Source organism: Streptomyces sp. L-9-10 (assembly GCF_004151105.1).
GTDB lineage: Bacteria > Actinomycetota > Actinomycetes > Streptomycetales > Streptomycetaceae > Streptomyces.
The window spans coordinates 1-25025 of sequence record NZ_PHRF01000053.1 but is presented as its reverse complement, the minus strand read 5'-3'; the positions used below and the strand labels follow the sequence as shown (position 1 = coordinate 25025).

At 70.6% G+C, this 25025-nt stretch carries 20 protein-coding genes and 2 tRNA genes; 9 read left to right on the top strand and 13 right to left on the bottom strand.

Going from position 1 to position 25025, the window contains the following annotated elements:
- Positions 1-53 precede the first annotated feature (53 nt).
- The 3 genes from CU044_RS14640 to CU044_RS14630 all read right to left on the bottom strand — a co-directional run bounded on the left by CU044_RS14640 (position 54) and on the right by CU044_RS14630 (position 4609).
- Positions 54-2006: a galactose oxidase-like domain-containing protein gene (locus CU044_RS14640; RefSeq protein ID WP_129769017.1), complete on the bottom strand. Its 1953-nt coding sequence runs from the start codon at positions 2004-2006 to the stop codon at positions 54-56.
- Entirely contained in the window at positions 2003-3934 is a 1932-nt protein-coding gene (locus CU044_RS14635) for a cellulose synthase catalytic subunit (protein WP_129769016.1), read from the bottom strand. Before CU044_RS14635 ends, CU044_RS14640 begins: the two co-directional genes overlap by 4 nt.
- Before the next feature lie 601 nt (positions 3935-4535).
- Positions 4536-4609 (bottom strand) — tRNA-Lys (locus CU044_RS14630).
- 183 nt (positions 4610-4792) lie between these two features.
- Between CU044_RS14630 and CU044_RS14625 the strand changes: the two genes are divergently transcribed.
- From CU044_RS14625 to CU044_RS14615, 3 genes are all read left to right on the top strand, one after another.
- Positions 4793-6214 carry a peptidoglycan-binding protein gene (locus CU044_RS14625; protein ID WP_129769015.1) on the top strand — a complete coding sequence of 474 codons (1422 nt, stop codon included), beginning with the start codon at positions 4793-4795 and terminating at the stop codon, positions 6212-6214.
- Between the two features lie 11 nt (positions 6215-6225).
- The gene (locus tag CU044_RS14620) at positions 6226-7899 is read left to right on the top strand and encodes an SPFH domain-containing protein (protein ID WP_129769014.1); all 1674 of its coding nucleotides are present in this window, start codon (positions 6226-6228) and stop codon (positions 7897-7899) included.
- Positions 7900-8054: 155 nt separating this feature from the next.
- Positions 8055-8642: a lytic polysaccharide monooxygenase gene (locus CU044_RS14615; RefSeq protein WP_129769013.1), complete on the top strand. Its 588-nt coding sequence runs from the start codon at positions 8055-8057 to the stop codon at positions 8640-8642.
- 164 nt (positions 8643-8806) lie between these two features.
- Here the strand turns inward: CU044_RS14615 and CU044_RS14610 are convergent, their stop codons facing one another.
- A complete protein-coding gene (locus CU044_RS14610; RefSeq protein WP_129769012.1) occupies positions 8807-11398 on the bottom strand; it encodes an ABC transporter permease in 2592 nt (863 codons plus the stop codon).
- Positions 11392-12261: an ABC transporter ATP-binding protein gene (locus CU044_RS14605; protein WP_129769011.1), complete on the bottom strand. Its 870-nt coding sequence runs from the start codon at positions 12259-12261 to the stop codon at positions 11392-11394. The genes CU044_RS14610 and CU044_RS14605 overlap by 7 nt, the downstream gene beginning before the upstream one ends.
- A 132-nt stretch (positions 12262-12393) precedes the next feature.
- On the opposite strand from CU044_RS14605, the gene CU044_RS14600 reads away from it, so the two are divergent.
- Together CU044_RS14600 and CU044_RS14595 are read left to right on the top strand one after the other, a co-directional pair.
- On the top strand, positions 12394-13689 hold the full coding sequence (locus tag CU044_RS14600; RefSeq protein ID WP_240045604.1) for a sensor domain-containing protein: 1296 nt from the start codon (positions 12394-12396) through the stop codon (positions 13687-13689).
- Between the two features lie 361 nt (positions 13690-14050).
- The gene (locus CU044_RS14595) at positions 14051-14539 is read left to right on the top strand and encodes a phospholipase (RefSeq protein WP_129769010.1); all 489 of its coding nucleotides are present in this window, start codon (positions 14051-14053) and stop codon (positions 14537-14539) included.
- Positions 14540-14610: 71 nt separating this feature from the next.
- Here the strand turns inward: CU044_RS14595 and CU044_RS14590 are convergent.
- From CU044_RS14590 to ehuB, 6 genes are all read right to left on the bottom strand, one after another.
- A tRNA-Lys gene (locus tag CU044_RS14590) sits at positions 14611-14684 on the bottom strand.
- A gap of 93 nt (positions 14685-14777) precedes the next feature.
- Positions 14778-15536 carry an IclR family transcriptional regulator C-terminal domain-containing protein gene (locus CU044_RS14585; RefSeq protein ID WP_129769009.1) on the bottom strand — a complete coding sequence of 253 codons (759 nt, stop codon included), beginning with the start codon at positions 15534-15536 and terminating at the stop codon, positions 14778-14780.
- A 166-nt stretch (positions 15537-15702) separates the two neighbouring features.
- The gene (gene ehuA / locus CU044_RS14580; protein ID WP_129769008.1) at positions 15703-16494 is read right to left on the bottom strand and encodes an ectoine/hydroxyectoine ABC transporter ATP-binding protein EhuA; all 792 of its coding nucleotides are present in this window, start codon (positions 16492-16494) and stop codon (positions 15703-15705) included.
- Positions 16484-17137, bottom strand: a complete 654-nt coding sequence (ehuD, locus tag CU044_RS14575; RefSeq protein WP_129769007.1) for an ectoine/hydroxyectoine ABC transporter permease subunit EhuD — start codon at positions 17135-17137, stop codon at positions 16484-16486. Before ehuD ends, ehuA begins: the two co-directional genes overlap by 11 nt.
- Entirely contained in the window at positions 17134-17808 is a 675-nt protein-coding gene (gene ehuC, locus CU044_RS14570; protein WP_129769006.1) for an ectoine/hydroxyectoine ABC transporter permease subunit EhuC, read from the bottom strand. The genes ehuD and ehuC overlap by 4 nt, the downstream gene beginning before the upstream one ends.
- Positions 17805-18737: an ectoine/hydroxyectoine ABC transporter substrate-binding protein EhuB gene (ehuB, locus tag CU044_RS14565; RefSeq protein WP_129769005.1), complete on the bottom strand. Its 933-nt coding sequence runs from the start codon at positions 18735-18737 to the stop codon at positions 17805-17807. The genes ehuC and ehuB overlap by 4 nt, the downstream gene beginning before the upstream one ends.
- Positions 18738-18856: 119 nt before the next feature.
- Here ehuB and CU044_RS14560 point away from each other — a divergent pair, with 119 nt between their 5' ends.
- Positions 18857-19354 (top strand): DUF3830 family protein, encoded by a 498-nt coding sequence (locus CU044_RS14560; RefSeq protein ID WP_129769004.1) that lies wholly within the window; start codon positions 18857-18859, stop codon positions 19352-19354.
- Here CU044_RS14560 and CU044_RS14555 read toward each other — a convergent pair.
- Together CU044_RS14555 and CU044_RS14550 are read right to left on the bottom strand one after the other, a co-directional pair.
- Positions 19335-20816, bottom strand: a complete 1482-nt coding sequence (locus CU044_RS14555; protein ID WP_129769003.1) for an amidase — start codon at positions 20814-20816, stop codon at positions 19335-19337. The two genes, CU044_RS14560 and CU044_RS14555, sit on opposite strands and share 20 nt — an antisense overlap.
- Positions 20809-21759 carry a D-2-hydroxyacid dehydrogenase gene (locus CU044_RS14550; protein WP_129769002.1) on the bottom strand — a complete coding sequence of 317 codons (951 nt, stop codon included), beginning with the start codon at positions 21757-21759 and terminating at the stop codon, positions 20809-20811. The genes CU044_RS14555 and CU044_RS14550 overlap by 8 nt, the downstream gene beginning before the upstream one ends.
- A gap of 225 nt (positions 21760-21984) precedes the next feature.
- On the opposite strand from CU044_RS14550, the gene CU044_RS14545 reads away from it, so the two are divergent.
- The 3 genes from CU044_RS14545 (at position 21985) to CU044_RS14535 (ending at position 24888) form a co-directional block, all read left to right on the top strand.
- Positions 21985-22896 (top strand): decarboxylase, encoded by a 912-nt coding sequence (locus CU044_RS14545; RefSeq protein WP_165371895.1) that lies wholly within the window; start codon positions 21985-21987, stop codon positions 22894-22896.
- On the top strand, positions 22893-23627 hold the full coding sequence (locus tag CU044_RS14540; protein ID WP_193563972.1) for an aspartate/glutamate racemase family protein: 735 nt from the start codon (positions 22893-22895) through the stop codon (positions 23625-23627). The genes CU044_RS14545 and CU044_RS14540 overlap by 4 nt, the downstream gene beginning before the upstream one ends.
- 178 nt (positions 23628-23805) lie before the next feature.
- Entirely contained in the window at positions 23806-24888 is a 1083-nt protein-coding gene (locus CU044_RS14535) for an LLM class flavin-dependent oxidoreductase (protein WP_129769000.1), read from the top strand.
- Positions 24889-25025 lie beyond the last annotated feature (137 nt).

Below are 25025 nucleotides of genomic sequence, written 5' to 3'. Positions count from 1 at the left end.
CCTAAGGAGTCCTTCACGGGGCCCTCAACAGGACTCCCTCAACAGGACTCCCTCTACGGGATCTCCACCCACACGCCCTCCGACGGCGTTCCCTCCTCGTCCGTGACGAACAGCATGTACCAGCCCGGCGGGACCAGCGCGCTGTTCTTCGGGACCGTGACCTCGATGCCGTCCGCCGTCTTCTTCATGTCCAGGGCCACCGACCGCTGTTCGACGTCGGTGACATGGGTGACCGCGCTCGGTCGCATCAGCTTCGCCGTCTTGACCGACGCCGGGTCCTTCGTCCTGAAGGCCGCCGTGCCGCCGCGCTCGACACTCTTCGGGCCGCCCGAGAGCGTGGGCCGTGCGTCGCGGAAGAGGTACGGCGGGGTGTAGATCTCGATCCGCTGCTCGAAGACGCCCGGCTTGGTGTTGGCCTTGTCGGCGTACAGCGAGTCCGAGCCGAAGATCATGACGCGGCCGTCGGGCAGCAGCACCGAGCCCGAGTGGTAGTTGCGGCCCACCGCCGGGTCGGCCACCCGCTTGTACGTGGAGGAGACCGGGTCGTACATCCGGGCCTGGAGCACGTCGGAGCCGCCGCGCCCCCGGTAGTCCTCCGAGCCGCCGGTGACCAGCACGCTGTCGTCGGGCAGCAGCGAGGCGCTCGGGTAGCGGGTGCCCTTCTCCAGCGTCGGGCCGTCCGTGAAGCGGGGGTCGGGGTCCTTCAGATCGACCAGCCGGGACTTGTCGCTGGACTTGTCGGACTCACCGACCCCGCCGCCGCCGATGACCATGAACTTCTGGTCCTGCGCGGGCGGCAGCATGACCGTCGCCGAGGTCTCCATCCGGTCCGGGTCGCCCAGCCCGGGGATCTTCTCGAACTTGTTCGTGTCCAGATCCCAGATCCCGGGGTCGCGGCCGACATCGGCCGGCCCGTAACCGGCGTTGGACCCGCTGTAGAAGAGCTTGCCGTTGTCCATCAGGAAGACCGCGGGGTAGGTGGGGAACTTCCTGATGATCCCGGTGTACTCCCAGCTCCTGGTCTCCGGGTCGTAGATCTCGTCCTTGCCCGGGACGATCTGTCCGATCTCGTCAAGACCGGACATCGCCAGGACCTTGCCGTCCTTGAGCGTGGTCAGCGTCGGGTACCAGCGGGCCTCGTTCATCGGGTCGACCTTGATGTACTTCTCCGCGACCGGGTCGAACTCGAACGCCTCCCTGATGCCCTGGAAGTCCTTCTTGTCGAGGGCGAGCTTCTGCGCGATGCCGTAGACATTGCGGGCGTCGGAGCCCTTCATGCCGTGCACGCGGTAGTTGTCCTCGGTGCCGGTCTCGTACTTCTTGCCGGCCTCACGCGCCTCGACGTAGATACGGCCCAGACCCGGCTCGGTCCGCAGGAACGCGCCGGTCTCCTTGTCGAAGACCTTCGTCGCCTTCTCGACCAGGACGGGGTCCTTGGAGACGAACGTCCTGCCGTTCCCCTTGCCGGTGAAGACCGTGCCGGCGGGCAGCGTGATCGGCTTGTCCGGGTCCTCGTTGTGGACGATCATCAGGCCGCCGGCCTTGGTGACATCGCCCTTGAGCTTCTCGTAGCGCTTCGTGCCGCCCGCCACCAGCAGGTTCCCGTCGGGCAGCTGGGTGTGCCCGGAGCAGAACATGTCCTTGGGTGTCGGGATCATCTTGTACTTGTTGGTCTCCGGGTCCCAGAGCACCGACTCGAACTTGCCCGCGTCGAAGTTCTTCTGGTTGTTCCCGGAGCCCGCTATCAGCAGCACCTTGCCGGTGTGCAGCAGGGAGGCGTGGATCGAGTTGATCTTGAAGTCGGCCGGTACGTCCAGGAAGTCCCAGTGGCCGTTCTCCGCCTTGTACTCGGGGCGGTTGATCGTGTACTCGTGGTACTGCTCGGAGCCGAAACGGTAGAGCGCGGGTCCGTTGAAGCCAGCCACCGCGACGATCACCGCGGCGCCTATCGCTATGCGACGGGCACGGTTCTTGCGGTGGTTGTGCCGGACGGGAATCGCGCTCATTTCTTATGTCCCCCAAGGGAAATCCGTACGGTCTGATCGGTGGGCGCGGTCCGCGGAAGCGCCGGGTCCGGGGCGGTCGGGCAGGGAGCGGCCGGGTGCGTGACGGCCGGCCGCGGCACGGTCGGTGGCACCTGGCCCGCGGACCGCATCCCCCAGCGCCAGGCGATGATCGGCGCCGCCGTGATCAGCATGGCCAGCGTCGCCCACGTGATCATCGCCGGATGGTCGTGCCCGAAGAAGAAGGAGGAGACCAGCGATCCGCCGAAGACGAGGATGAAGAAGAGATGGATCCGGAACGTGCCGAAGAGCGTGTCCGGGCTGGACGAGTCGCCCTTGGGCGTCACCACGAAGCCGCTCTTGCGCCGCAGGACCGCGTCCATCAGGGACCGGGCGTACAGCGGCGCGGACATCGCGGACATCGCCATACCGGCCAGCCCGCCGGAGCCCTCGGGCTCGTGCGGCGAGACATTGTGCCGGCGGTTCCAGATGTAGAGACCGATCTGGAGGGCCGAGGCGTTGCCGTACAGCATCATCCAGATCGCCGGGTCGATCTGCACACCCGAGGCGCCCATCCCCAGGAACAGCGCGCAACTCAGCGCCGCCAGGATCCAGTTGAGCGCGGACATCGGGTAGAAGATGATCATCATCGTGTAGTTGAAGAGCTTGCCGGGCGGCAGCGTGCCGTACCCGCGCCAGTACTGCTTGAGGATCGTCTCGTACGTGCCCCGCGACCAGCGCAGCTGCTGGGTGAAGAAGTCGGTCCAGGCGGTCGGGCCCTCGCCCACGGCCAGCACGTCCGGGGTGTAGACCGAGCGCCACTTCCTGCCGGTCCGCGGGTTCGTGGCGCGGTGCATCTCGAAGCCGGTCGCCATGTCCTCGGTGATCGAGTCGTACAGGCCGCCGATCTGCTTGAGCGCCCTGATCCGGACGGCGTTGCTCGTCCCGACGAACATGGGGGCGCCGTAGCGGTTGCCCGCGCGCTGGATCAGCGCGTGGAAGAGGAACTGCTGCGATTCGGCGGCCTTGGTGACGAACGAGTCGTAGTTGCCGTAGACCTGCGGGCCGATGACGAAGCCGACGTCCGGGTCGCGGAAGTAACCGAGCATCCGCTCCAGATAGTTGGGCATCGGTACGTGGTCGGTGTCGACGGAGGCGAAGAACTCGTAGTCGTCGCCGTGCGCGTCCAGCCAGGCGTTGTAGTTGCCGTGCTTGGTCTTCGCGCGGTGCGCGCCCTTGGCCTGGTTCCACTTCGCCACGCCCTTGCGGGAGAAGTGGTACACGCCGAGGCGGCCGCAGACCTCCTTGACGGCCGGGTCGTCGCCCTCGTCCAGCAGCCATACGTGCATCGGCCCGCGGTGCCGGATCCGCACCGCGGCCTCCAGCGTCTTCGTCACCATCTCCAGGGGCTCCTTGCCCGGTACGAAGGAGGTGAGGAAGGCCACGCGGGTATGGGCCTCGGGCACCACCGGCACCGGGTCGCGTGCCACCAGCGTCGCGTGCGCGTTCGAGAGGACATTCATCGTGCGGAACAGCTCGATCAGTCCGATCGAGACGAGCATCACGATGTCGAGGACGAGCAGGAGATCGTTCTTGAGGTTCGGGTCACGTTCCGTCCAGTGCTGCGGCTGCATCAGCCAGACGAAGAGTCCGAGCGAGAGCAGCGGCGCCGCGCCGAGCAGCAGGGCGGCGCGGATGCGGTGCGGCTCCTGGGAGAGCAGCGAACGGTACTGGACGCGGTACGGCTTGGCCGGGTCGGGCCTGGTGAGGGGGCCTGCGAGCCGGCTGTAGTGCTCGTAGTCGTACTTCGGCAGGACGTCCTGCCTCGGCCGTTGCCGGCCCCCGCCCCTTCTGAGATGCGAGGGAATCCGGAGCTGGGTGGTCCGGGAAACGTCGTTGTCCCGCTGGCCGCCGTCTGGCGTCGACGTCATGAGTCATCCCCCCGCACGCTCGCATGGCGTGATCGGTCGATCGATTCATCCGGAATGGTCCCCCTCGACCATCGCCCCGGACGCGTGAATTGCGGTCCCCGTCCCTATAGAGAGGAAACGGTGGCCGTCCGGTTGCATGACGCCGGCTACGGCCACCCCGCGCAGACGAGGCCCCCGCCCCCGCCGGACCCGCCGCTGGGACATCCCCTCGTACCGCGTCCAACTGTTCGGACCGCACGCCCCATTGGCGTTCACAAGCTCAGTCTGATCGTGTGAAGAACCCTGGGGCATCCGCCCCGGAGGAATCGTATCGTGAGCGGCGCGGTGCGGGGTGTCACCGTGTTGTTTCGGGAAACGTCGCAGCTCAGGCGGTACTTCACCGACTGTTTCACTGGCGCGCGAGGTGCCCGGGGCCAGGGAGGCGCAACGGTGCGTGACGTGAAGACGCTGTGTAGTTGACCGGCCACCTGTCTGAATTCGCCCGTGCGTGAGCGGGTGTGTGAGCGGGCGCGTGCGGGGTGCGTGAGCGTGCGCGTCACCGAGTGGGGAAACACAACGAGCGAGGCCCCCTCACGTGAAGTGAGGGGGCCTCGACTGTGCGTGCGCCGCCAGGGACTCGAACCCCGGACCCGCTGATTAAGAGTCAGCTGCTCTAACCAACTGAGCTAGCGGCGCCTGCTGACCTGGCCAACTCTACCCGATCGGCTGGGGTGGCCCCGACCATTTGATGGGTGTTGCGGCCTGTCGGATTGTCTTTTCTTACCTTTGATCCGTCAAAATGCGATTTGTTCAGACAGTTGACACACTGGCGCTCGTGCAGCCGCGCCCAAAGATCCTGATGAGTGTGGAGGGGATCGCATGACCGTCCCGGTCTTCGAGGAGTACGAGCCCGCTCCCGACTGCCCCTGTGCGGGATGCGCCGAGCGCCGGCGCGATCTGGCCAGAGGGCTGGCGGTACGGGCCGGTGGCCATCCGGCCGCGCACGGTGCCCGGCGCGCGCTGGTGCTGGTGACCGCCGCGGGGGTGGCGCTGGGCGTGCCGGGTGCGGGCGCCGGCACGGCATGGGCCGCGGCGCCGCCCGGTACGGCCGGCAGCACCTCCGTCGATCCGGTTACCGGAACCTCCGTCGATCCGCATCCGGTCACCCCCCAGGGCGGCAGCGGCCCCCTGCACGGGCGACCACAGTCGAGCAAGCCGCCGGGCGAACTGCGCGCGACCACCCGGGCCGACATCATCAACCGCGCCAAGCGGTGGGTGCAGGCGCAGGTGCCGTACAGCATGGAGAAGTACTGGTCGGACGGGTACCGCCAGGACTGCTCCGGCTATGTGTCGATGGCCTGGAACCTCTCCGACAACGAGTGGACGGGCAGCCTGGCGGATTTCGGCGTACGGATCTCGCGGGACGAGCTGGAGCCCGGGGACATGCTGCTCTTCCACAATCCGGCCGACCCCAACAAGGGGTCGCACGTCACACTCTTCGGCGGCTGGACCGACTACACGCACTCCTACTACGTGGCCTACGAGCAGACCAAGCCGCATACGCGTACGGAGTCCACGCCGGTGGGGTACTGGAACAACCCCGACCGCTACGTGCCGTACCGCTACAAGGGACTGACCGAGGTCTCGGAAGGCAAGGGGCCGAACTCGGCCATGGGCGGCGGGGCCGGGGCGTCGTTGGCGTACCCGGGGGCGCGCTCCTTCGGGCCGGGCGCCCGCAACGCGCATGTGACCCGGCTCGGCCGGCTGCTGATCCAGCGGGGCGGCAAGCGGTTCTACAGCCAGGGCCCAGGACCCGAGTGGGGCGAGGCGGACCGGCAGGCCACGCAGGCGTTCCAGCTCGCGCAGGGCTGGCGCGGCGCGGAGGCGGACGGCAGGCCGGGGCCCGGGACCTGGCACCTGCTGGTGAAGGGCCTGGGCAGGAACATCCCGGCGGGGGACGCGGGCGGGCGCCCCGGCGGCTCCGCCGGTGGCGGTGGCGGTGGTGGCTCGATCGGTGCCGGTGGTGGTGGCGGTGGGAACGGGAGCGGGAGCGGTACGGGGAAGGCTGCGTTCCCGGGCGTCGGGTTCTTCCGGCCCGGCCAGTCCAGCGTCCACGTCGAACAGCTCGGCAGACAACTGGTGAAGAAGGGCTTCGGCAAGCACTACACCTCGGGTCCCGGCCAGGCCTGGACCGAGGCCGACCGGCGTAACACCGAGGCGTTCCAGCGCGCTCAGGGCTGGAGCGGCAGCGCGGCCAACGGCTACCCCGGTCCGGAAACCTGGCGGCGACTCTTCGCATGACGGAGGCAAGGATGACGACCACGTGGCGGCCGAATGGCGACGAGGACGAGCTGAGGGGCGTGTTCACGGTACGGCGCACACCGCCCCCGGTGGAGCTGAGCCCCGAGCCCGAGCCTCAGAACGAGAGCCGGAACGAGAGCCGGAACCGGCCCGGTCCCGGACCCGATCCCGAGCCCCAGTCCGAGTTCGAGTTCGAGTCCGAGCGGGTGCCTCACCGGGCCCCCGAGCCGACGGTCGATCCGGCGGTTGAGGACACGGCGGAGCTCGTACCGGAGGGCGTGACGCGAAGGGAAGGGCCGGCTCCCGACGACGGCGGAAGTGGTGGCGGACGCCGTCCGGAGCCGGTGCTCCTCGGGAAGGACGCTCCCGCCCACGACGCCCCCGTCCAGGACGATCCCGCTCGCGTCGATCCCGCTCCCGCCGGTCCCGTCGGGGACGGCACGCACGCGGACCGCCCGGTCCTCGCCGCCTTCGGTGCTCAGGCGCCCGGCGCGGGGGCCGCTCCGTTCGTACGCACCGCGGGTGTTCCCCGGTGGAGCCCGCTCATCGTGGGCGAGAGCACCCAGGAGATCCCCGTCCATCTGCTCTTCCGCGACGAGGCCGACGCGCTCGAAACCTCCGGACACTCCGCCGGACACCCGGTGGGACATCCCGCGGGACAGCCCGTCAGGCCCACCGTCGTCGGACGCCGGTGGGGGACCGGGGAGCAGCCCCGGGTCCGCCGGGTGCCGGGGCCCGCGCCCATGCCGGTCGCGCCGACGCGCGCCGCGCCGCCGGTGGACCCCAAGCTCACCGAGCGGCCGGGGCCGGTGCTGCCCGGCTGGGCCGCCGCCCTCGTCGGCTGCGTGACGCTCATCGGCTGCGCGGTGGTGGTGTGGTCGACCGGAGCCGTACCGGACGGGGCGTCCAGGGTGCTCGGGCTGCCCTGGCGCCCGTACCACGGCATCGGACTCGGTCAGTGGGCCCTGCTCGTGCTGGGGGTGACGGTCACGCTCCTCGCCTTCGGCGGGCTCGGCCGGGGCCGGGTCGGCCAGGCGTGGGTGCTGACGCTCTTCGGTGACTACCGGGGCAGCGTGCGCCGTACGGGACTGCTGTGGGTGAGCCCGCTTCTGCTCCGTCGCGGGGTCGACGTACGGCTGCGGCACTGGCGCAGCGAGCCGATGCCCGCGGTCGACTCGAACGGCACCGCGCTGCGGGTCGTCGTGCTGGTGGTCTGGCGGGTGCGGGACACCGTACGCGCGGCGCTCGGCGTCAAGGACCACGAGGAGTATCTGCGCGAGCAGGTGGAAGCCGCGATGGCGCGGGTCCTCTCGCAGCTGCCGGCCGACGCGTTCCACGACGAGGCGCCGACGCTGCGCGACGCGGAGGCCGTCGGCGACGCTCTGACCAGACTGCTGTCGGCGGAGTGCCGGCCGGTCGGCGTCGAGGTCTTCTCGGCGCAGCCGACCCGGATCGAGTACGCGCCGGAGATCGCGACGGCGATGCAGCGCAGCCGGATCGCGGCGATCGACGCCAGGCACCGGGACACCGTGCTGACGTCGGTGGTCGACGCGGTGGACGACACGGTGAACCGGCTCACCTCGCGGGGGCTGGTGGAGCTGGACGACTACGAGCGCAAGGCGTTGGTCAAGGACCTCACCGTCGCGTTCTACACGGGTCGTCAGGGAGCCGCGGAGAAATGGTGACCGTTCGGCGGTGATTGGTCTGGACCTTGTTCGTACTTGTTATGGACACGGTCAAGTTCTGTCCATACTCTAGGACTTGGTCTAGACCGCATAAACGCTCACCTGCACGCGCGCAGCACGGCTCACCGAACTCCCCACGTTCTCTGGAGCGAAGCATGCGAAAGAAGATAGGCGCGGCCGTGGTCGGCCTCGCGGTCGCGGGCGTATCCCTGCTCGCCACCGGCAGTGCCAGCAGCCACGGCTACACCGACTCACCGATCAGCCGTCAGAAGCTCTGTGCCAACGGCACCGTGAGCAACTGCGGCAACATCCAGTGGGAGCCGCAGAGCGTCGAGGGGCCCAAGGGCTTCCCGGCCGGCGGTCCCGCCGACGGCAAGATCTGCTCCGGCGGTCTCGGCCAGTTCGCGCAGCTCGACGACCCGCGCGGCGGTGCCTGGCCCACCACCAAGGTATCGGGCGGCCAGAGCTACAACTTCCGCTGGCAGTTCACCGCCCGGCACGCCACGACCGACTTCAAGTACTACATCACCAAGAACGGATGGAACTCGAACGCACCGGTCACCCGGGCGGCCCTCGACTCCCAGCCGTTCCTGACGGTGCCGTACAACAACCAGCAGCCGCCCGCGACGCTCTCGCACTCGGGCACGCTGCCGTCGAAGTCGGGCCGGCACCTGATCGTGGCCGTCTGGACCATCGCCGACACGGGGAACGCGTTCTACGCCTGCTCCGACGTCCAGTTCTGAGGTAGGTCTCCACAGTAGGAACCTCGGGGGGCGTGGTTCTTCCCGGTCCGCCGCCGTGCGGTCCGCGCTCCCCGAGGCGAGTGGCCTCCCCAGGCGAGTGGCTCCCCGAGCCGGACAGCTCCTCTGACGTTCACCGCGGCCCCTGGCCTTCACCGCGGCCCGTGTCACTCACGCGTGCCCGCGGACTCCACCGGCCGCGGACGCAGCGAGAGCGCGGCCGGGACCACCGCCGAGACCGTGGCGAGCACCGCGCACGCGCCCGCCGCCGCACCCAGCGCGCCCCACGGCAGTACGAGCGGGGACCCCGCGTGGAGGACGCCCAGCGCGCCCCACAACCCGGCCAGACCGACCACGGCCACCAGCGTGCCGAGCACCGCTCCGACCGCCACGACCAGCAGCGCCTCCGCCGCGACGAGCCGTAGCACCTGGGGCGCGGTGGCGCCCGCCAGCCGGAGCGCGGCCAGCTCCCGCACCCGGTCGGAACCCGCCATGACCAGGGTGTTCGCCAGGGAGATCCCGGTGTAGAGCAGCGCGATGCCCAGGACCAGCAGGAACCCCGTCCGCGTTCTGCCATCGGTCTCCGGGTAACTGGCCGCCACCCACGCGTCCTTGGCGAACACCTGTCCGCCCGAGCGTCCGGCCGCCGTACGCAGACCGGCCGCCACGGCGCTCGCGTCGGCTCCCTCCGCGAGACTCACGTCGATCCGTTCGACGGGCGCGCCCGGCGCGTTGCGCGGCGTCACGTACACCCCGTTGCCGCCGGTCCCGATGCGCATGACGGCGGCGACGCGCAGCGAGGTCCGCGTACCGTCCGCCCGCCAGATGTCCACGGACTCGCCGACCGTATGACGCTCCCACTCCTCGGTGACGATGATCGAGCGGTCGTCCAGATCGGTCACCCGGCCCGCGGCGAGCGGCAGCCGGGCCGTCGCGGCGAGCGCCGCCGGATCGGCCGCGCGGGCGTCGGACCGGATGAGCGCGACGCCGTCCTCCAGTACGTGGACGGCGCTCGCGGCGGTGGGGGAGACCACGGCGCCGGGGACCCGCCGTACGCGCTCCACCGTCGCGGCGTCGAAGCCCTGCCCTCCCGCGCCCGTTCCGCCCGATCCACCCGATCCGCCCGGCGCGGAGATCACGAAATCCGCCGTGGTCCGCTGCCGGATCTCGGCGGCCTGCGCCCCGTCGATCGTCGCCGTGGCCCCGAGCAGCGAGCCCGTCAGCGCGACCGTCACCAGTACCGGCGCGGCGACGGCCGCGGTGCGCCGGACCCCGGCCGCCGCGTTCTCCCGTACCAGCAGGCCGGTCGCGCCCGGCAGCCGGGCGGGCAGCCAGGCGAGCAGCCGGGCGAGCAGCCGGGCGAGCGGAGGCATCAGGACCGGCGCGAGCAGCGCGCACGCGACGATCAGCGGCATCGGCCCGCTCGTGTACGACTTGCGGCCCAGCAGCCCGCCCGGCTCGGTCAGCAGGGCGTGGACCGGCAGCCCGATCCCCACCAGCAGCAGCCCGGCGCCGAAGAACCACCGGCCCCGGGTCATGGTCCCGGTGTCCACCGCCGCGTCACGCAGCGCCTCCACCGGACCTGTCCTCCCGGCCCGCCGGGACGCCGCCACCGCGCCCGAGAGCGCCACGAACAGCCCGGTCCAGAAGGCCAGTTGATACGGCCAGGTGTCCGTCCCGATGGCGAACCAGCGCGGTGCGAGCCCGTCGTCCACCAGCCACGCCGCCAGCCGGGGCGCTCCCCGCGCGCCCAGCGCGCAGCCCGCCGCCGAGGCCACCACGCCCACCACCATCGCCTCCGCGAGGACCATGCGCCGGATCTGGCCGGGGGTGGCGCCCGCCGTGCGCAGCAGCCCGAACTCCCGGCGCCGCTGCGCCACCGCGAAGGCGAACGTCGACGCGACCACGAAGACCGAGACGAACCCGGTGACCCCCGCCGCCGTGCCGAGCATGGCGTTCACCGCGATCAGCGCCTCACTGTCACGGTCCGGATCGGCGTCCGCGTCCTTCCTGTCGGCCCCCGTGAGCACCCGTACGGCCGCCGAGCCCGCCGCGCCCGCCGAGCCCGCCGCCTCGGCCGAGCCCGCCGCCTCGGCCGAACCCGCCGCGTCCGCCGAACCCGCCGCGTCCGCCGAACCCGCCACCTTCTCCCGTACCGCACGTGGATCGGCGTCCACCACCAGCTGATCCACCTCCGGGGAGAGCCGGGCCGCGCGGTCGTCCGGGTAGAACAGCGCCTGCTCGAAGCCCAGATCCCGGACCGTACCGACGATCGTCACCGTCCCCCGGTCGGTACGCACCCGCCGGCCCGGCGCGGTCCAGTCGCCCGTGGCCACGGCCTCGTCCGCCGCCCTCGGCGCCCGGCCCGCGTCGAGGCGGTACGGCGCGAAGGCGGCCGTGGACCAGGGGTGCCCCACCAGCCCGGCCGGGCCGCCCTGGGCCCGTACCGCGAACGTACGGTCCTCGACCGTACGGCCCAGCGCGGCCAACTCCCGTGCCAGGGAAGGCGGTACGGGACGGGGACTGGCCAGCTTCGCGACCCGGTCGCCGATCCGGGTCGGTACGCGCAGGGTGTCGGCGCCCTTCACCACCACCGCCGCCTTCGCGAACCGCTCGGGGCGGCGCTCGGGCGCGTCCAGGCTCGCGGACAGGGCGAGTCCCATGGTGGCGATCAGCCCGACCCCCAGGGAGAGCGCGATGAAACTGCCGGCGAAGGTGGTCCAGCGGCTGCGCAGCGTACGCAGGGCGACGCTCAGCACGGCACGGCCTCCAGAGCGGTCATCCGGGCCGCGATCTCCTCGGCGGTCGGCGCCGGCAGCGCGCCGCCGACCCGCCCGTCGACCAGGAAGACGACGCGGTCGGCGTACGAGGCGGCGACCGGGTCATGGGTGACCATCACGATCGTGGAGCCCTCCTGGTCCACCAGGGAGCGCAGCATGGCCAGCACCTCACGGCCGGTCCGTGAGTCCAGCGCTCCGGTCGGCTCGTCGGCGAACAGCACCTCGGGGCGGGTGATCAGGGCGCGGGCGAGCGCGACCCGCTGCTGCTGGCCGCCCGACAGCTCGGTGGGCCGGTGCTTCGCGCGGTCGGCCAGACCGACCCGGTCCAGTACGTCCCGTACCCGCGCCCGTGAGGTCGCGCGCCCGGCGAGCCGCAGCGGCAGCGCCACGTTCTGCTCGGCCGTCAGCGCGGGCAGCAGATTGAAGGACTGGAAGACGAAGCCGACACGCTCGCGGCGCAGCAGGGTCAGCCCTCTCTCGGTCAGCTCCGTCAGTTCGGTCCCGCCGATGGACACGGACCCCGAGGTGGGCCGGTCGAGACCGGCCGCGCACTGGAGCAGGGTCGACTTCCCGGAACCGGAGGGGCCCATCACGGCGGTGAACGTGGCACGGGGGAAGGAGAGGGAGACGTCGTCGAGGGCGGCGACGGCACCGTCCCCCGATCCATGGATCCTCCGTACGGAGCGCAGTCGAATCGCGTCGCCAAGGGCGTCGCCATGCACGTGGTCCTGCGTGTCGTCCCGCACGTGGTCCTGCGTGAGGCCGTGCACGTGGTCCTGAGTGTCGCCGTGCCGGGCCTGGCGCCGGGCGCGGTGCCGGTCGCGGAATGCGTCGTGGGTCATGCGTCCAGTCCACCGTCGCGCGACGCCCGGCACACCAGTGCAGGGCCTAGTCCCGGGGTAGGGCAGGCACTACCCCGGACACTCTGCCTGCGTGGATGGCCCGTCCTCCGGTTCGCCTTCTACGGTCCTCCCATGCGCTCCCGTTCCCGCACCGTGTGGCAGGCCCTGGCCCGGCCGGACTTTCCGCTCTCGCCCTGGCCCTGGCGCGCGGCGGCGTATCTGCTCAGCGGTGTACCGGCCGGGGCCGCCGTCCTGGTGGTGGCGGTGGCCGTCATCGCCGTCGGCGGGGTGCTCTCCCTCGTACTCGTCGGGCTGCCGCTCCTCGCCGTCTCGGCGCTCGGCGGGCTGCCGGTGGCCCGGTTCGAGCGGTTCAGGACACGGCTGATCGACGAGCGGCCCGCCGCCGATCCGCACCGGCGTCCCGCCGAACCGGGGCTGTGGCCCTGGCTGCGGACCCGCTTCCAGGAGCGTGCCACCTGGCGGGAACTGGGGTACGCGGCGCTCTTCGCGCTGGTGCTCTGGCCGCTCGACGCGATCGCCGTCACGCTCTGTCTGCTGCTGCCGCTCGCCATGGTCGCCACACCGGTCCTGCTGGCCACCGTGGGGGACGGCGAGGAGGTGAAGGTCGTCAAGGTGTGGACGGTCACCTCCTGGCCCATGGCGTGCGTGTTCGCCGTGCTCGGCCTGCTCTTCCTCGCGGTCTGCTGTTACGCGCTGGGCGTGCTGGCCGGCGCCCGCGCCGAACTGACCCGGATCCTGATCGCGTCCCGGGAGACCGCGCTGGTCCGGCGGGTCACCGAACTGAGCCGCTCCCGGGTGCGGTTGGTGGACGCCTTCGAGGCGGAGCGCCGCCGGATCGAACGGGATCTGCACGACGGTGCCCAGCAGCGGCTGGTCGCGCTGACCATGACGCTCGGTCTGGCCCGGCTCGACGCGCCGCCGGGCCCCGTCGCCGACCGTATCGACACGGCGCACCGCGAGGCCGGCGAGGCGCTGGCGGAGCTGCGCGAACTGATCCGGGGCATACACCCCAAGGTCCTCACCGACTACGGACTCGCGGCGGCCGTCGCGGATGTGGCGGACCGCTCGGCGCTGCCGGTGGACGTGGGGATCGAACGGGTCCCGCGGTTCTCCGACGCGGTGGAGGCGACCGCGTACTTCGTGGTGTGCGAGGCGCTGGCGAACGCGGGCAGACACAGCGGGGCGAGCCGTGTCACCGTCTCCGGCCGGTACGGCGACGGGCGGCTGGTACTGGAGATAGAGGACGACGGCGACGGAGGCGCCCGCGCGGGCGGGGGAAGCGGGCTGACCGGACTGGCCGACCGCGTCTCCGTACTGGACGGCAGGCTCGCGCTGTCCAGCCCGGCCGGCGGCCCGACCGTCCTGCGGGTCGAGATCCCGTGCGCGCTCAGGGGAGTTGACGGCTGACCCGGGCGTCCCGTCAGCCCTGTTGGTCCCCTCCGTCCCCTCTGTCCCGTCCATCCCGTCCGTTCTGTCTGCCCTGTCCATCCCGTCTGTCCCGGAGCTTCCGCCGGTCTTGTCGGTCCCCTCGGCCGGGCGCAGATCGGTCAACTCGGGACGGATGCGTCAACTGGACGCCGTCCGGCGGGAGTTCGCTGCCCAAGGGGTTTGCCGACGCCGGGATTTGGGGGACCATTCCCGCGTCGGTCATCGCGCGTAGACCCATGCGACAGCCGCGCCGCTCAGTCTGTGGACGCCCCGTGCCCACCCGGGCGTGGAGCGTCTTCCCCCCCATGTCCCCCCATACCTCGCCCGGAGGATCACCTTCATGCGCAGACGCCTGGCACTTCCCCTCGCCTCAGCCGTACTCGCCCTCGCCGCCTCGCTGGTGACGGCGTCTCAGGCCGCCGCCGCCCCGGCCGACAAGCCGCAGGTCCTCAGCGGCTGGACGCAGGAGTCCGCCGCCAGCTACAACTCCTGGGTCTCGGCCCGAGGGAACCAGGGCGCCTGGTCCGCCTACGGTTTCGACTGGTCCACGGACTACTGCTCGTCCTCGCCCGACAACCCGTTCGGCTTCCCGTTCCAGACCGCCTGTTCCCGCCATGACTTCGGGTACCGCAACTACAAGGCGGCCGGTCAGTTCGAGGCGAACAAGGCCCGGCTGGACTCCGCGTTCTACGCGGACCTGAAGCGGGTGTGCTCGGGATACTCCGGCGCCACGAAGACGTCCTGCGACGGTCTCGCGTGGACGTACTACCAGGCGGTCAGCATCTTCGGCGTGAGCCCGATGGTGGACGGCTCGCGGTCCGTGGTCTGAGGATCTTGACCGAGAGAAGATCTTGACCGAGAGAAGGCCCCCCGCTTCCGCGAGGGGCCTTCCTCTGTCTGTGCGCCGCCAGGGACTCGAACCCCGGACCCGCTGATTAAGAGTCAGCTGCTCTAACCAACTGAGCTAGCGGCGCCTGCTGACTCGAAAATAATACCCGGTGGTCCGGGGTGCTCAGGACCACCGCCGGGAACACTCCCAGGACCACCGCCGGGACCGGGCGGAAAACCTAGATCGTCAGCGAGAGAGCCAGTGGGGCCGCCCTGCGGTTCAGGGCTTCCGCCGCCACCTTCAGCCGGTGGGCGTGCTCGACCGGGAGCGACAGCGCCAGGCAGCCCACGGTGGAGCCCGCCGTCAGCGGGACGGCGGCGCAGACGGTCCCCAGCGCGTACTCCTGGAGATCGAGCACCGGCACCGTCGGCGCCTGGCTGTCCAGCCGGGAGAACAACAGCCGCTCGCTGGTGATCGTCCGGGAGGTGAACCGGGCGATCTTGTGGCGGTCCAGATGGTCACGGCGGCCGTCCCTGTCCAGCTGGGTCAGCAGACACTTGCCGATCGCGCTGGCGTGAGCGGTGGCGCGGAAGTCCACGTACTCATTGACGGCGGGCGTCAGCGGGCCGTCGGCGACCTGTGTGACCTTGATCTCGCCATCGATATAGCGGCTGAGATAGACCGCTGCCCCGACCGAGTCGCGCAGCTCGTCCAGCGCGCTCTGCAGTCTGTCCTCCAGGGCCTGCTGCCGGGCCGTGCCGGAGCCGAGCATCGCCAGCGACTCGCCGATCACATACGCGCCGTCCGTGACCTGCTCCACGTACCCCTCGCGCCGCAGCATGGAGAGCAGGGGAGCCAGATGACCGGCCGGCAGCCCGCTCTCCCGGGCTATCCGGGCCTCGGTCACCCCGCCGCCGTACTTGGACACGGCCTCCAGGACGCGCAGCACGTACCGCACCGAATGGAACGGCGCGGTCGGCTCCGGCTTCAGCACCACGGTTCCCCCCAGCAGGTTGTGACCGCAAGCTCACGCACCACGATAGCCGTCAAGAGCCTTTGCCGGGGCGGCGGTTGCCCACATGGAAGGGATGAGCCGACGCCCTGGACTGGGGCGCATCGCTCTGGCATATGCCAGAGGGATACTTGCCCGAGGGGATACGAGGTCAGAGGACCGCGCCCAGGAACTCGCGCGTACGTTCGTGCTCCGGCTCGGAGAAGATCTTCTCCGGCGGGCCCGATTCGATGACCTTTCCGGCGTCGAACATCAGGACGTCGTCGGAGATGTCCCTGGCGAAGTTCATCTCGTGGGTCACGCAGAGCATCGTGATGTCCGTGGTGCGGGCGATGTCCCGGAGCACGTCGAGTACGCCCGCGACCAGTTCGGGGTCGAGGGCCGAGGTGACCTCGTCGAGCAGCAGGATCTTCGGGCGCATCGCCAGGGCGCGGGCGATCGCCACCCGCTGCTGCTGGCCGCCCGAGAGCTGGGTCGGCTTCGCCGCGCAGCGGTCGCCGAGGCCGACCAGATCGAGCAGCTCGCGACCGCGCTCCTCCGCCTCGTCCTTGCTCAGCCCCAGCACCTTGACCGGGGCCTCGGTGACATTGCGCAGCACGTTCATGTTGGGGAAGAGATTGAACTGCTGGAAGACCATGCCGATGTTCTTGCGCACTTCACGGACATGCTTGCTGTCGGCGGGGAAGAGTCTGTCGCCATTGATGGTGATGACGCCCTCGTCCGGTTTCACCAAGGTCATCAGCAGCCGCAGGATCGTCGTCTTCCCCGAGCCGGACGGCCCGATCAGCGTCACATGCTTTCCGGGCCGCACGGAGAAACAGAGATTGTCCAGCACGGTGTTCTTGCCGAACCGCTTGGTGACGTTGTCGAAACGGATCAGCTCGCCCGCGGGACCGGTGGTTTTCGGATCGGGGATCTCGGGGGTGGATATGTCAGCGGACAAGACGACGCTCCAGGGCTCGCATGAGAAGAGAAGCCGGGTAGGCGATGAGAATGAAGGCGACACCGACCACGGTCAGCGGTTCGGTGTACTGGAAGGTGGTCGCGCTCTCCAGCCGGGACTGCTGGAGCATTTCCAGCACACTGATTCCGGCGAGCAGAGGCGTGTCCTTCAGCATCGAGATGACGTAGTTGCCCAGCGCGGGCACGATCCGCCGGATCGCCTGCGGCAGGATCACCACCAGCCACGTACGGCCGGGCGGCAGACTGAGCGCGGTGGCCGCCTCCCACTGCCCGGCCGGCACCGCGTCGATACCGGCCCGGTACACCTGGGCGGTGTAGGTCGAATAGTGCAGGCCGATCGCGATCGTGCCGGTGGTCAGCCCTGAGAACTGCACGCCCCATTCGGGCAGGACGAAGAAGAAGAAAAACAGCTGCACGAGCAGCGGGGTGTTCCGGATGAACTCGGTGACGACATTGACCGGCCACCGGATGAAACGCGTCGGCGCCCGGAATCCGATCGCCCAGACCAGACCGAGCGTGAAGGAGAGCAGCGAGCCGAGCACCAGCACCTGAAGGGTGAGGAGCAGGCCGTCCCAGAAGCGTGGCATGAAGTCCGCGACGGCGGACCAGTCCCAATTGTTCATCGGGCACCTCCCGGTGTCGCGGTGATGCCGATACCGGCCTTGGTCCTGCGCTCAAGTGCCCGCATTCCACGGGCGAGAACGAACGCGAGCACGAAATAGATCACCAGCGTCACCGAGTAGATCTGCGCGCTCTCCTGGGTGGCCAGCCGCACCAGATAGGCGGCGAACGACACATCGGCGACGCCGAGCAGGGAGACCAGCGCGGTGCCCTTCAGCAGCTCGATGAGGAGATTGCTGAACGGCGGGATCATCTCCGGGACCGCCTGGGGCAGCAGGATCAGCCGCATGCGCTGCCAGGGGGTGAAGTTCAGGGCGATGCCGGCCTCGCGCTGCGCGGGTGCCACGGAGTTCAGGGCGCCGCGTACGACCTCGGCGCCGTACGCCCCGTACGACAGCCCCAGCGCCAGCACGGCGGCCCACATCGGGACCAGGGCCCAGCCGAACAGGCCCGGCATGACGAAGAACAGCCAGAACATCAGCACCAGCGCCGAGGTGCCCCGGAAGATCTCGGTGTAGAGGCCCGCGAGGAAGCGGACGAAGCGCGAGCTGTGCGTACGGGCCGTGCCGACGGCGAAGGCCACGACGGCGGCGAGAGCGGCGCTGTACAGGGTGAGCTGGACCGTGATCCAGATACCGGGCAGCACCCAGTGGGTCCAGAGGCCGGCTGTCATGCGCACAGCTCCTCTGCGGTCAGGGTGGTCATCTCCGCCTCCGTGAAGCCGAACGGCTTGAGGATGCGGAACAGTTCGCCGCTCTTCTTCATCTTGTGGATCTCGACATTGAAGGCGTCCCGGAGACCGGTGTCGGTGGGGCGGAAGGCGAACCCGCCGCCGTCGATCTTCTTCTTGCCGTCCACGACCGGCGCGAACGGCTTCGTGGCCTCCGCCCTGGTGCTCTTCTTCACCACATCGCGGCCGGTGAGCGCGGTACCGGCGAATACGTCGACCCGGCCGGACTCGACCGCGTTCAGCCCCGCGACGGGATCCTGGAGAATGACGAGTTCGTTCTCCGGGACCCCGGCGGATATCGCGTAGTCGATTTCCGCGTAGCCGGTGCCGGTGGCGATCTTCGCCTTCGTCCGCACCACGTCCTGATACGAGTGCAGCCCTTTGGGATTGCCCTTGCGCACGATGAACGAGTCGAGCATCTGGTACTCGGGATCGGCGAAGATGACCTGCGCGCAGCGCTCCTTGTTGATGTACATCCCGGCCGAGACGACATCGAACTGCTGCGAGTTGAGGCCGGGTATCAGCGAGGAGAAGTCGGTGGCCACGGGCTGCACCGCGCCGATGCCGAGCCGCTTGAAGATCACCTTCGCCAGCTCCACCGCCTCACCGGTGAATTCGCCCTGGTCGTCGATGAATCCGTACGGTGCCTCTCCCGCGATACCGAGTCGCACCGTGCGCTGGGACTTCAGCCGGGCGAGCGTGTCACCCGACGGGATCCTGCTACAGCCGGCGGCGCCGAGTGCCCCCGCGGCGCCCAGCGCCGCCGTGCCCAGCAGAAGCGACCGGCGGCCCAGGGACCGGCGCCCCGGTGACCGGCGGCCTATGGACCGTTTTGCGGTTCTTTCCTTGTCGTGCTCTGGTGGTGAAGCCATGGGCGCGCGGCTACCCGACTCCATACGGGTTATGCACATCATTTCGAGCCGATCTTGAGACCGCCCCGCGCCCGGCCGACCGCTCTTGACTCAGTGGATCAGATGAGGACCATGAGGACATGGCCGACCGATTTGTAACTGTGTCGCTCGACAAGCGCGGGGTGCACTGCACCGCGAAACTCCTGGACGACCGGGCTCCGGTCACCTGCGCGGCGGTGTGGGAGGCGCTGCCGCTGGGCTCGGACGTGTATCACGCGAAGTACGCGCGCAACGAGATCTACGCGCTCTTTCCGGCCTTCGCCGCCGAGGAACCACCGCTGGAGAATCCGACCGTGACCCCCATCCCCGGGGACCTGTGCTACTTCACCTTCTCCGACACGGAGCTGGGCACGTCGTCGTACGGCTACGACGAGAAGGCGGTGCGCGGCCGGCGCACCGTCGTGGACCTGGCCCTCTTCTACGAGCGCAACAATCTGCTGATCAACGGGGACATGGGCTGGATCCCCGGCATCGTCTGGGGGACGGTGGTGGACGGCCTCGACCGGATGGCCGAGGCCTGCCAGGACCTGTGGCGCGCGGGCGCCGTCGGCGAGACGCTCAGCTTCCGGCGGGAGTGATCCCCGGCGCGGGAAGGCCGGGCGCCGCGCCCGACTCGTACAGCGCGTGCGCGGCGCGCAGCACCAGCGCGTCCGCGTGGCGCCCGGCGACCAGCTGCACGCCGATCGGCAGCCCGTCCCCGTCCACCCCGCACGGCACGCTCGCGGCGGGCTGCTGCGTCAGATTGAACGGGTACGTGAACGGCGTCCAGGCCGTCCAGCGCCGCTGGCCCGAGCCCCGCGGCGTCTCCTGGCCCGCCTCGAACGCGGTGATCGGCAGCGTCGGCGTGACCAGCAGGTCGTACGACTCGTGGAACCGGCCGAACCGCCGGCCCAGCTCCATCCGCGCGTCGACCGCGGCCAGATAGTCCAGCGCGCTGTAGCGCTCACCGGCCGCGACGATCTCCCGGAGCCCCGGATCGAGCAGTTCGCGCTGCTCCGCGCCGAACGGCTCCACAAGCCGGGCCGCGCCGCTGAACCACAGGGTGTGGAAGGCCTCCACCGGATCCGTGACGTCCGGATCGGCCTCCTCGATGTACGCCCCCAGCTCGGCGAGCCGGCCCACCGCGCGCCGGACGGCCGAGGCCACCTCGGGGCGCACCGCGACCTGATTGCCGAAGGTCGGGGAGTACGCGATCCGCAGCCCCTTGACGCCGCCCCCTGCTGCCCCGCCCGCCCGGCCTGCACCGCCCGCCGCGCCGTCCGTCAGCGCGGCGGAGAGGCCCGGCGCCGGGGCGAGCTGCGACCAGTCCCGCCAGTCGGCGCCGCTGATCACATCCATCAGCAGCGCGGCGTCCGCCGCGTCCCGGGTCATCGGCCCGGCGTGCGCGAGCGTGCCGAACGGGCTGGACGGATAGAGCGGCACCCGGCCGTACGTCGGCTTGAACCCGAAGATCCCGCAGAAGGAGGCCGGGATACGGACCGAGCCGCCGCCGTCCGTACCGATGGAGAGCGGGGCCGCGCCCAGCGCCACCGCCGCCGCGCTGCCGCCGCTGGACCCGCCCGACGTCCGGGACGGATCGTACGGATTACGGGTCACCCCGCTCAGCGGTGAGTCGGTGACGCCCTTCCAGCCGAACTCCGGGGTGGTGGTCTTGCCGACGAGGACCGCGCCGTGTTCCCGCAGCCGCGCCACCGCCGGCGCGTCCTCGTCCCAGGCGCCCTGGGCCCGTACGGTCCGGGAGCCGCGGAGGGTGGGGCTGCCGCGCTGGAGGAAGATGTCCTTCACCGAGACCGGCACCCCGTCGAGCAGCCCCCGCGGTTCCCGCGCGCTCCACCGGGCGGTGGACGCCTCCGCCTGCGCGAGCGCGGCATCGGCGTCCACCCGTACGAAGGCGTTGACCAGCGGCTGCACCACCTCGATCCGGTCCAGTACGGCACGGGTCGCGTCGAGCGGCGAGAAGTCGCCCCTCTCGTAGCCGGCCAGGAGCTGCCGTGCGGTGAGGTCGGTGAGGCGGGTGGGGTCGCTCGTGTGATCAGTCATGCATGGGGACGTACCCACGTTTCTTGTCCACCACGTTCGGCAGAGGCTTTCCGGCGGCCCAAAGTTCATACAGATCCACGAACTGTTCGCCCAGCCGGTCGCGCCAGCCGACCGTGTCCCCGCTCATGTGCGGGGAGATGATCAGGCCGGGGACGTCCCAGAGCCTGCTGCCCGTGTCCAGCGGCTCGTGCGCGAAGACATCGAGCGCCGCGCCCGCGATCCACCGCTTGGACACCGCCGCGACGAGATCGTCCTCCACCACGAGCTGACCGCGGCCCACATTGATGAACCGGGCGGAGGGCTGCATCAGACCGAAGAGCCGTGCGTCGAACATGCCGCGTGTGGCGTCCGTGAGCGGCGCCGCGGAGATCACCCAGTCGGCCCGGATCACCAGCCGGTCCAGCTGGTCGGCGGGGTGCACGCCGGGGCGCGCCGTACGGCCGGTGACGGCCACCGTCACGCCCAGCGCCCGCAGCGTCCCGGCCACGGCCCGGCCGATCGGGCCCGCGCCGATCACGACCGCCCGGCTGCCCGCGACCTGAAGGCCCTCGCGATGGCGCCACCGGCGCTGGCGCTGGAGCTCCAGGGTCCCGGGGAGATCCTTAGCCATGGCGAGCACCAGCCCCGCCACGTACTCGGCGATCGGCGCCTCGAAGATGCCCCGGGCATTGGTCACGACCGTGTCGGAGGCGATCAGCTCGGGGCAGAGCAGCCGGTCCACCCCGGCGCTCGCGGTGTGCACCCAGCCGGGCCGCGGCCCCTCGCCCGGCCAGGCGTTCCGTACCGCGTCGGAGGTGAAGTCCCAGACCAGCAGGGCGTCCGCGTGCGGGAGTTCGGCCGCGAGACCGGCTTCGCCGACGGAGTGGATCCGTGCCTTCCCGGTGAGCCGGCCCAGCCGTGGCGGAGGGTCCGCCTCCAGGACGAGGAGGGTGGGTGCTGTCATGAGGAGCAGCCCTTCTGCCGGGGCCGGATCGTCGGCGGATCCGCCGGGTGCCGGGACGGAAATCCGCCGTCTACCAGGGGGAAGTCTGCCGATGATCGGGCCGGGCGGGGTTCCCTCGGGATTTCCCTCGGGAAAATTCCGTGCAACGTCTGAGATGGGCGGATTGACCACGCTCGCACTTGGCTCCTACCGTCGTCAAACAAGAGCCTGATAAGGGGGCACGTCGTGGAAGTCTCCTTTCTGGGTGGTCCAGAGCCGCAGCGTGGTGTCGGCGTGGTCGCTCCCTTTGATTTCGCACTCGACCGTGAACTGTGGCGGTGGGTGCCCGACGATATTTCCCTGCGCGTGACACGTACGCCGTACGTGCCGGTCGAGGTCTCCCTCGACCTGGCGCGGCTGGTCAGCGAGCACGAGACCCTCGGCGAGGCGGTCAGAGCGCTCGGCGCCTCGGAACCCGAGGTCATCGCCTATGCCTGCACCTCCGGCAGTTTCGTCGGCGGCGCGGCCGGCGAGCGTGCCATGTGCGAGGCGATGAACCGCGCCGGTGAGGTGCCCTCGCTCACTACGTCCGGAGCCTTGGTCGAGGCACTGGAGGAGCTGGGTGTCGGCCGTATCGCGCTGGTCACGCCCTATACGGAGTCGGTCACCCAGTCGCTGGAGGACTATCTGGGCGAGGTCGGGGTAACTGTGACGGGTCGCGCCTTTCTGGGGCTGACCCGGCACATCTGGAAGGTGCCGTACCGCTCGGTCGTGGACATGGCGCGGCAGGCCGTCGTCGGGGCGGCCGACGCGCTCTTCATCAGCTGTACGAATCTGCCGACGTACGACGCGATTCCGCAGCTGGAGGCCGAGCTGAGAATGCCTGTCCTGTCCGCCAACCAGGTGACGATGTGGGCGGCACTGCGCAGGCTCGGGGCACACGCCGTCGGTCCGTACCAGGGGCTGCTGCTCGATCGGCCGTCGGCACATCCGGTGCCGGTGATGCCACCGGTGGAGCCTCTGCCGCCGGTCGCGCCCGTCTCGCCCGCGGCGCCGATCGGGCCGGTCGGCCCGGTCGGCCCGGTCGGGGTGGCCCCGACGGGGCAGGCCGCCCTGCCGGCGGAGCCGCTGCCGGAAGATACGGAAGGATGGACATGACCACCGTCGGACTCCTCTACCCCGGGCATTCGGCCGAGGACGACTACCCCCGCATCGAAATGATGTTCGGTAGCGACATCAGGCTGCCCGTGGTCCACACCGATATCGGCGAGGACGCCCACCGCGTCGACGCGCTGCTCCGGATGGGGGCGGACGAACGGCTCGCCGCGGGGGTGGAGGAGCTGCGCCTCGCCGGTGCCGAATCCGTGGTCTGGGCCTGTACCAGTGGAAGCTTCATCTACGGGTGGGAGGGCGCCCATGAGCAGACGCGCGCCCTGGCCGCCGCCGCCGGGCTGCCGGCGTCGAGCACCTCGTTCGCCTTCGCCCACGCCGTACGCGCGCTGGACGCCCGGCGGGTCGCCGTGGCCGCCACCTACCCGGCGGATGTCACCGCGTACTTCGCCGCCTTCCTCAAGGCGGCCGGGATCGAGGTCGTCTCCGACCGGGCCAGCGGCATCATCACCGCGGCCGAGGTCGGCACCTGGGAACAGGAGCAGGTCCTCGAACTGGCCCGCGCGGGCGACCATCCGGACGCGGAGGTCGTCCTGCTCCCGGACACGGCCCTGCACACGATCGCGTACCTGCCCGAGCTGGAGGAGATCCTCGGCAAGCCGGTCCTCACCGCGAACCAGGTGACGGTCTGGGAGGGGCTGCGGCTCGCGGGGCGCAGGGCCTGGGGGCCCCGGCTGGGGAAGCTGTTCGAAGGCCGGGAGTTCGAGGCCCGGAGCTGACGGCGCGGGCGGCGTGCACGCGCTCGCGGGTGCTGGTGGCGCGTGCCCGCGGGGCGGGGTCACGCGTGCACGGTGACATGGGCGCGGGATTAATCCGGGGCACGGCCCGGGAATAAACGGAGAGACCCTCCTGTTGTACCCCTGCTGTACGCATTCGATACGCAGGAGGGTCTGACCGGTGGACGACGCGAGCCGAGGCACGACGGACGGCATCAGGGGCACGGCGCACGGCACCGCGCCCGTACCCCTCTCGGTACTGGACCTGGTCACGGTGGGCAAGGGCTCCACCGCCTCCGAGTCGCTGCGGACGAGCGTCGCGCTCGCGAAGCTCGCCGAGCGCAGGGGATACCACCGGCACTGGGTCGCCGAGCATCACTCCATGCCGGGCGTCGCCTCGTCCTCCCCGGCCGTGATCCTCGCCCATCTCGCCGCCCACACCGAGCGCATCCGGCTCGGCTCGGGCGGTGTGATGCTGCCCAACCACGCCCCGCTGGTGATCGCCGAGCAGTTCGGCACGGTGGAGGCGCTCGCCCCGGGCCGGGTCGATCTGGGCCTGGGCCGCGCGCCCGGCACCGACGGGGCGACGGCCGCCGCGCTGCGCCGGTCCGACCGGCTGAACGAGGGCGCCGACGACTTCCCGCAGCAACTGGCCGAACTGACCCGGTTCCTGGACGACGACTTCCCCGACGGCCACCCGTACTCCCGTATCCACGCGGTACCGGGCCCGGTCCAGGGCCCCGCGGGCCGACCGCCGATCTGGCTGCTCGGCTCCTCCGGCTTCAGCGCCCGGCTGGCCGGGGTGCTGGGGCTGCCCTTCGCCTTCGCCCACCACTTCTCGGCGCAGAACACCATCCCGGCGCTCGATCTCTACCGGGAGTCGTTCCGCCCCTCCGCGGTCCTCGACGCCCCGTACGCGCTGATCGGCGTCTCGGCCCTGGCCTCCGGCAGCGAGCGCGAGGCCCGCCGTCAGGTGCTGTCCGGCGCGCTCTCCATGGTCCAGCTGCGCACCGGCCGGCCGGGGCTCGTCCCGACGCCGGAGGAGGCCGAGGCGTACCGGTTCAGCTCGATGGAGCAGGAGTTCGTGGACAACTGGCTCGTCAATATCGTGCACGGCACCCCGGACGCGGTCCGCGACGGCCTCAACGACCTCCAGAAGCGCACGGGCGCCGACGAGCTGATGATCACCTCGCACGCGCACAGCGGCGAGGAGCGGCTGCGCAGCTACGGGCTGATCGCGGACGCGTACGGCCTGCCGGCCTGACGCGCCCCAGGCCCCGTCCCGGGGGCGCTCTCGGGCCTGGGGTCTTTCGTTTGGATCAGGCCGGATCAGGGAGCGGGGTCTGGTGGAGGGGGTCCCTCCCGTGCCGTTCAGGCTACGGGGGAGGATCGCAAGGCGGA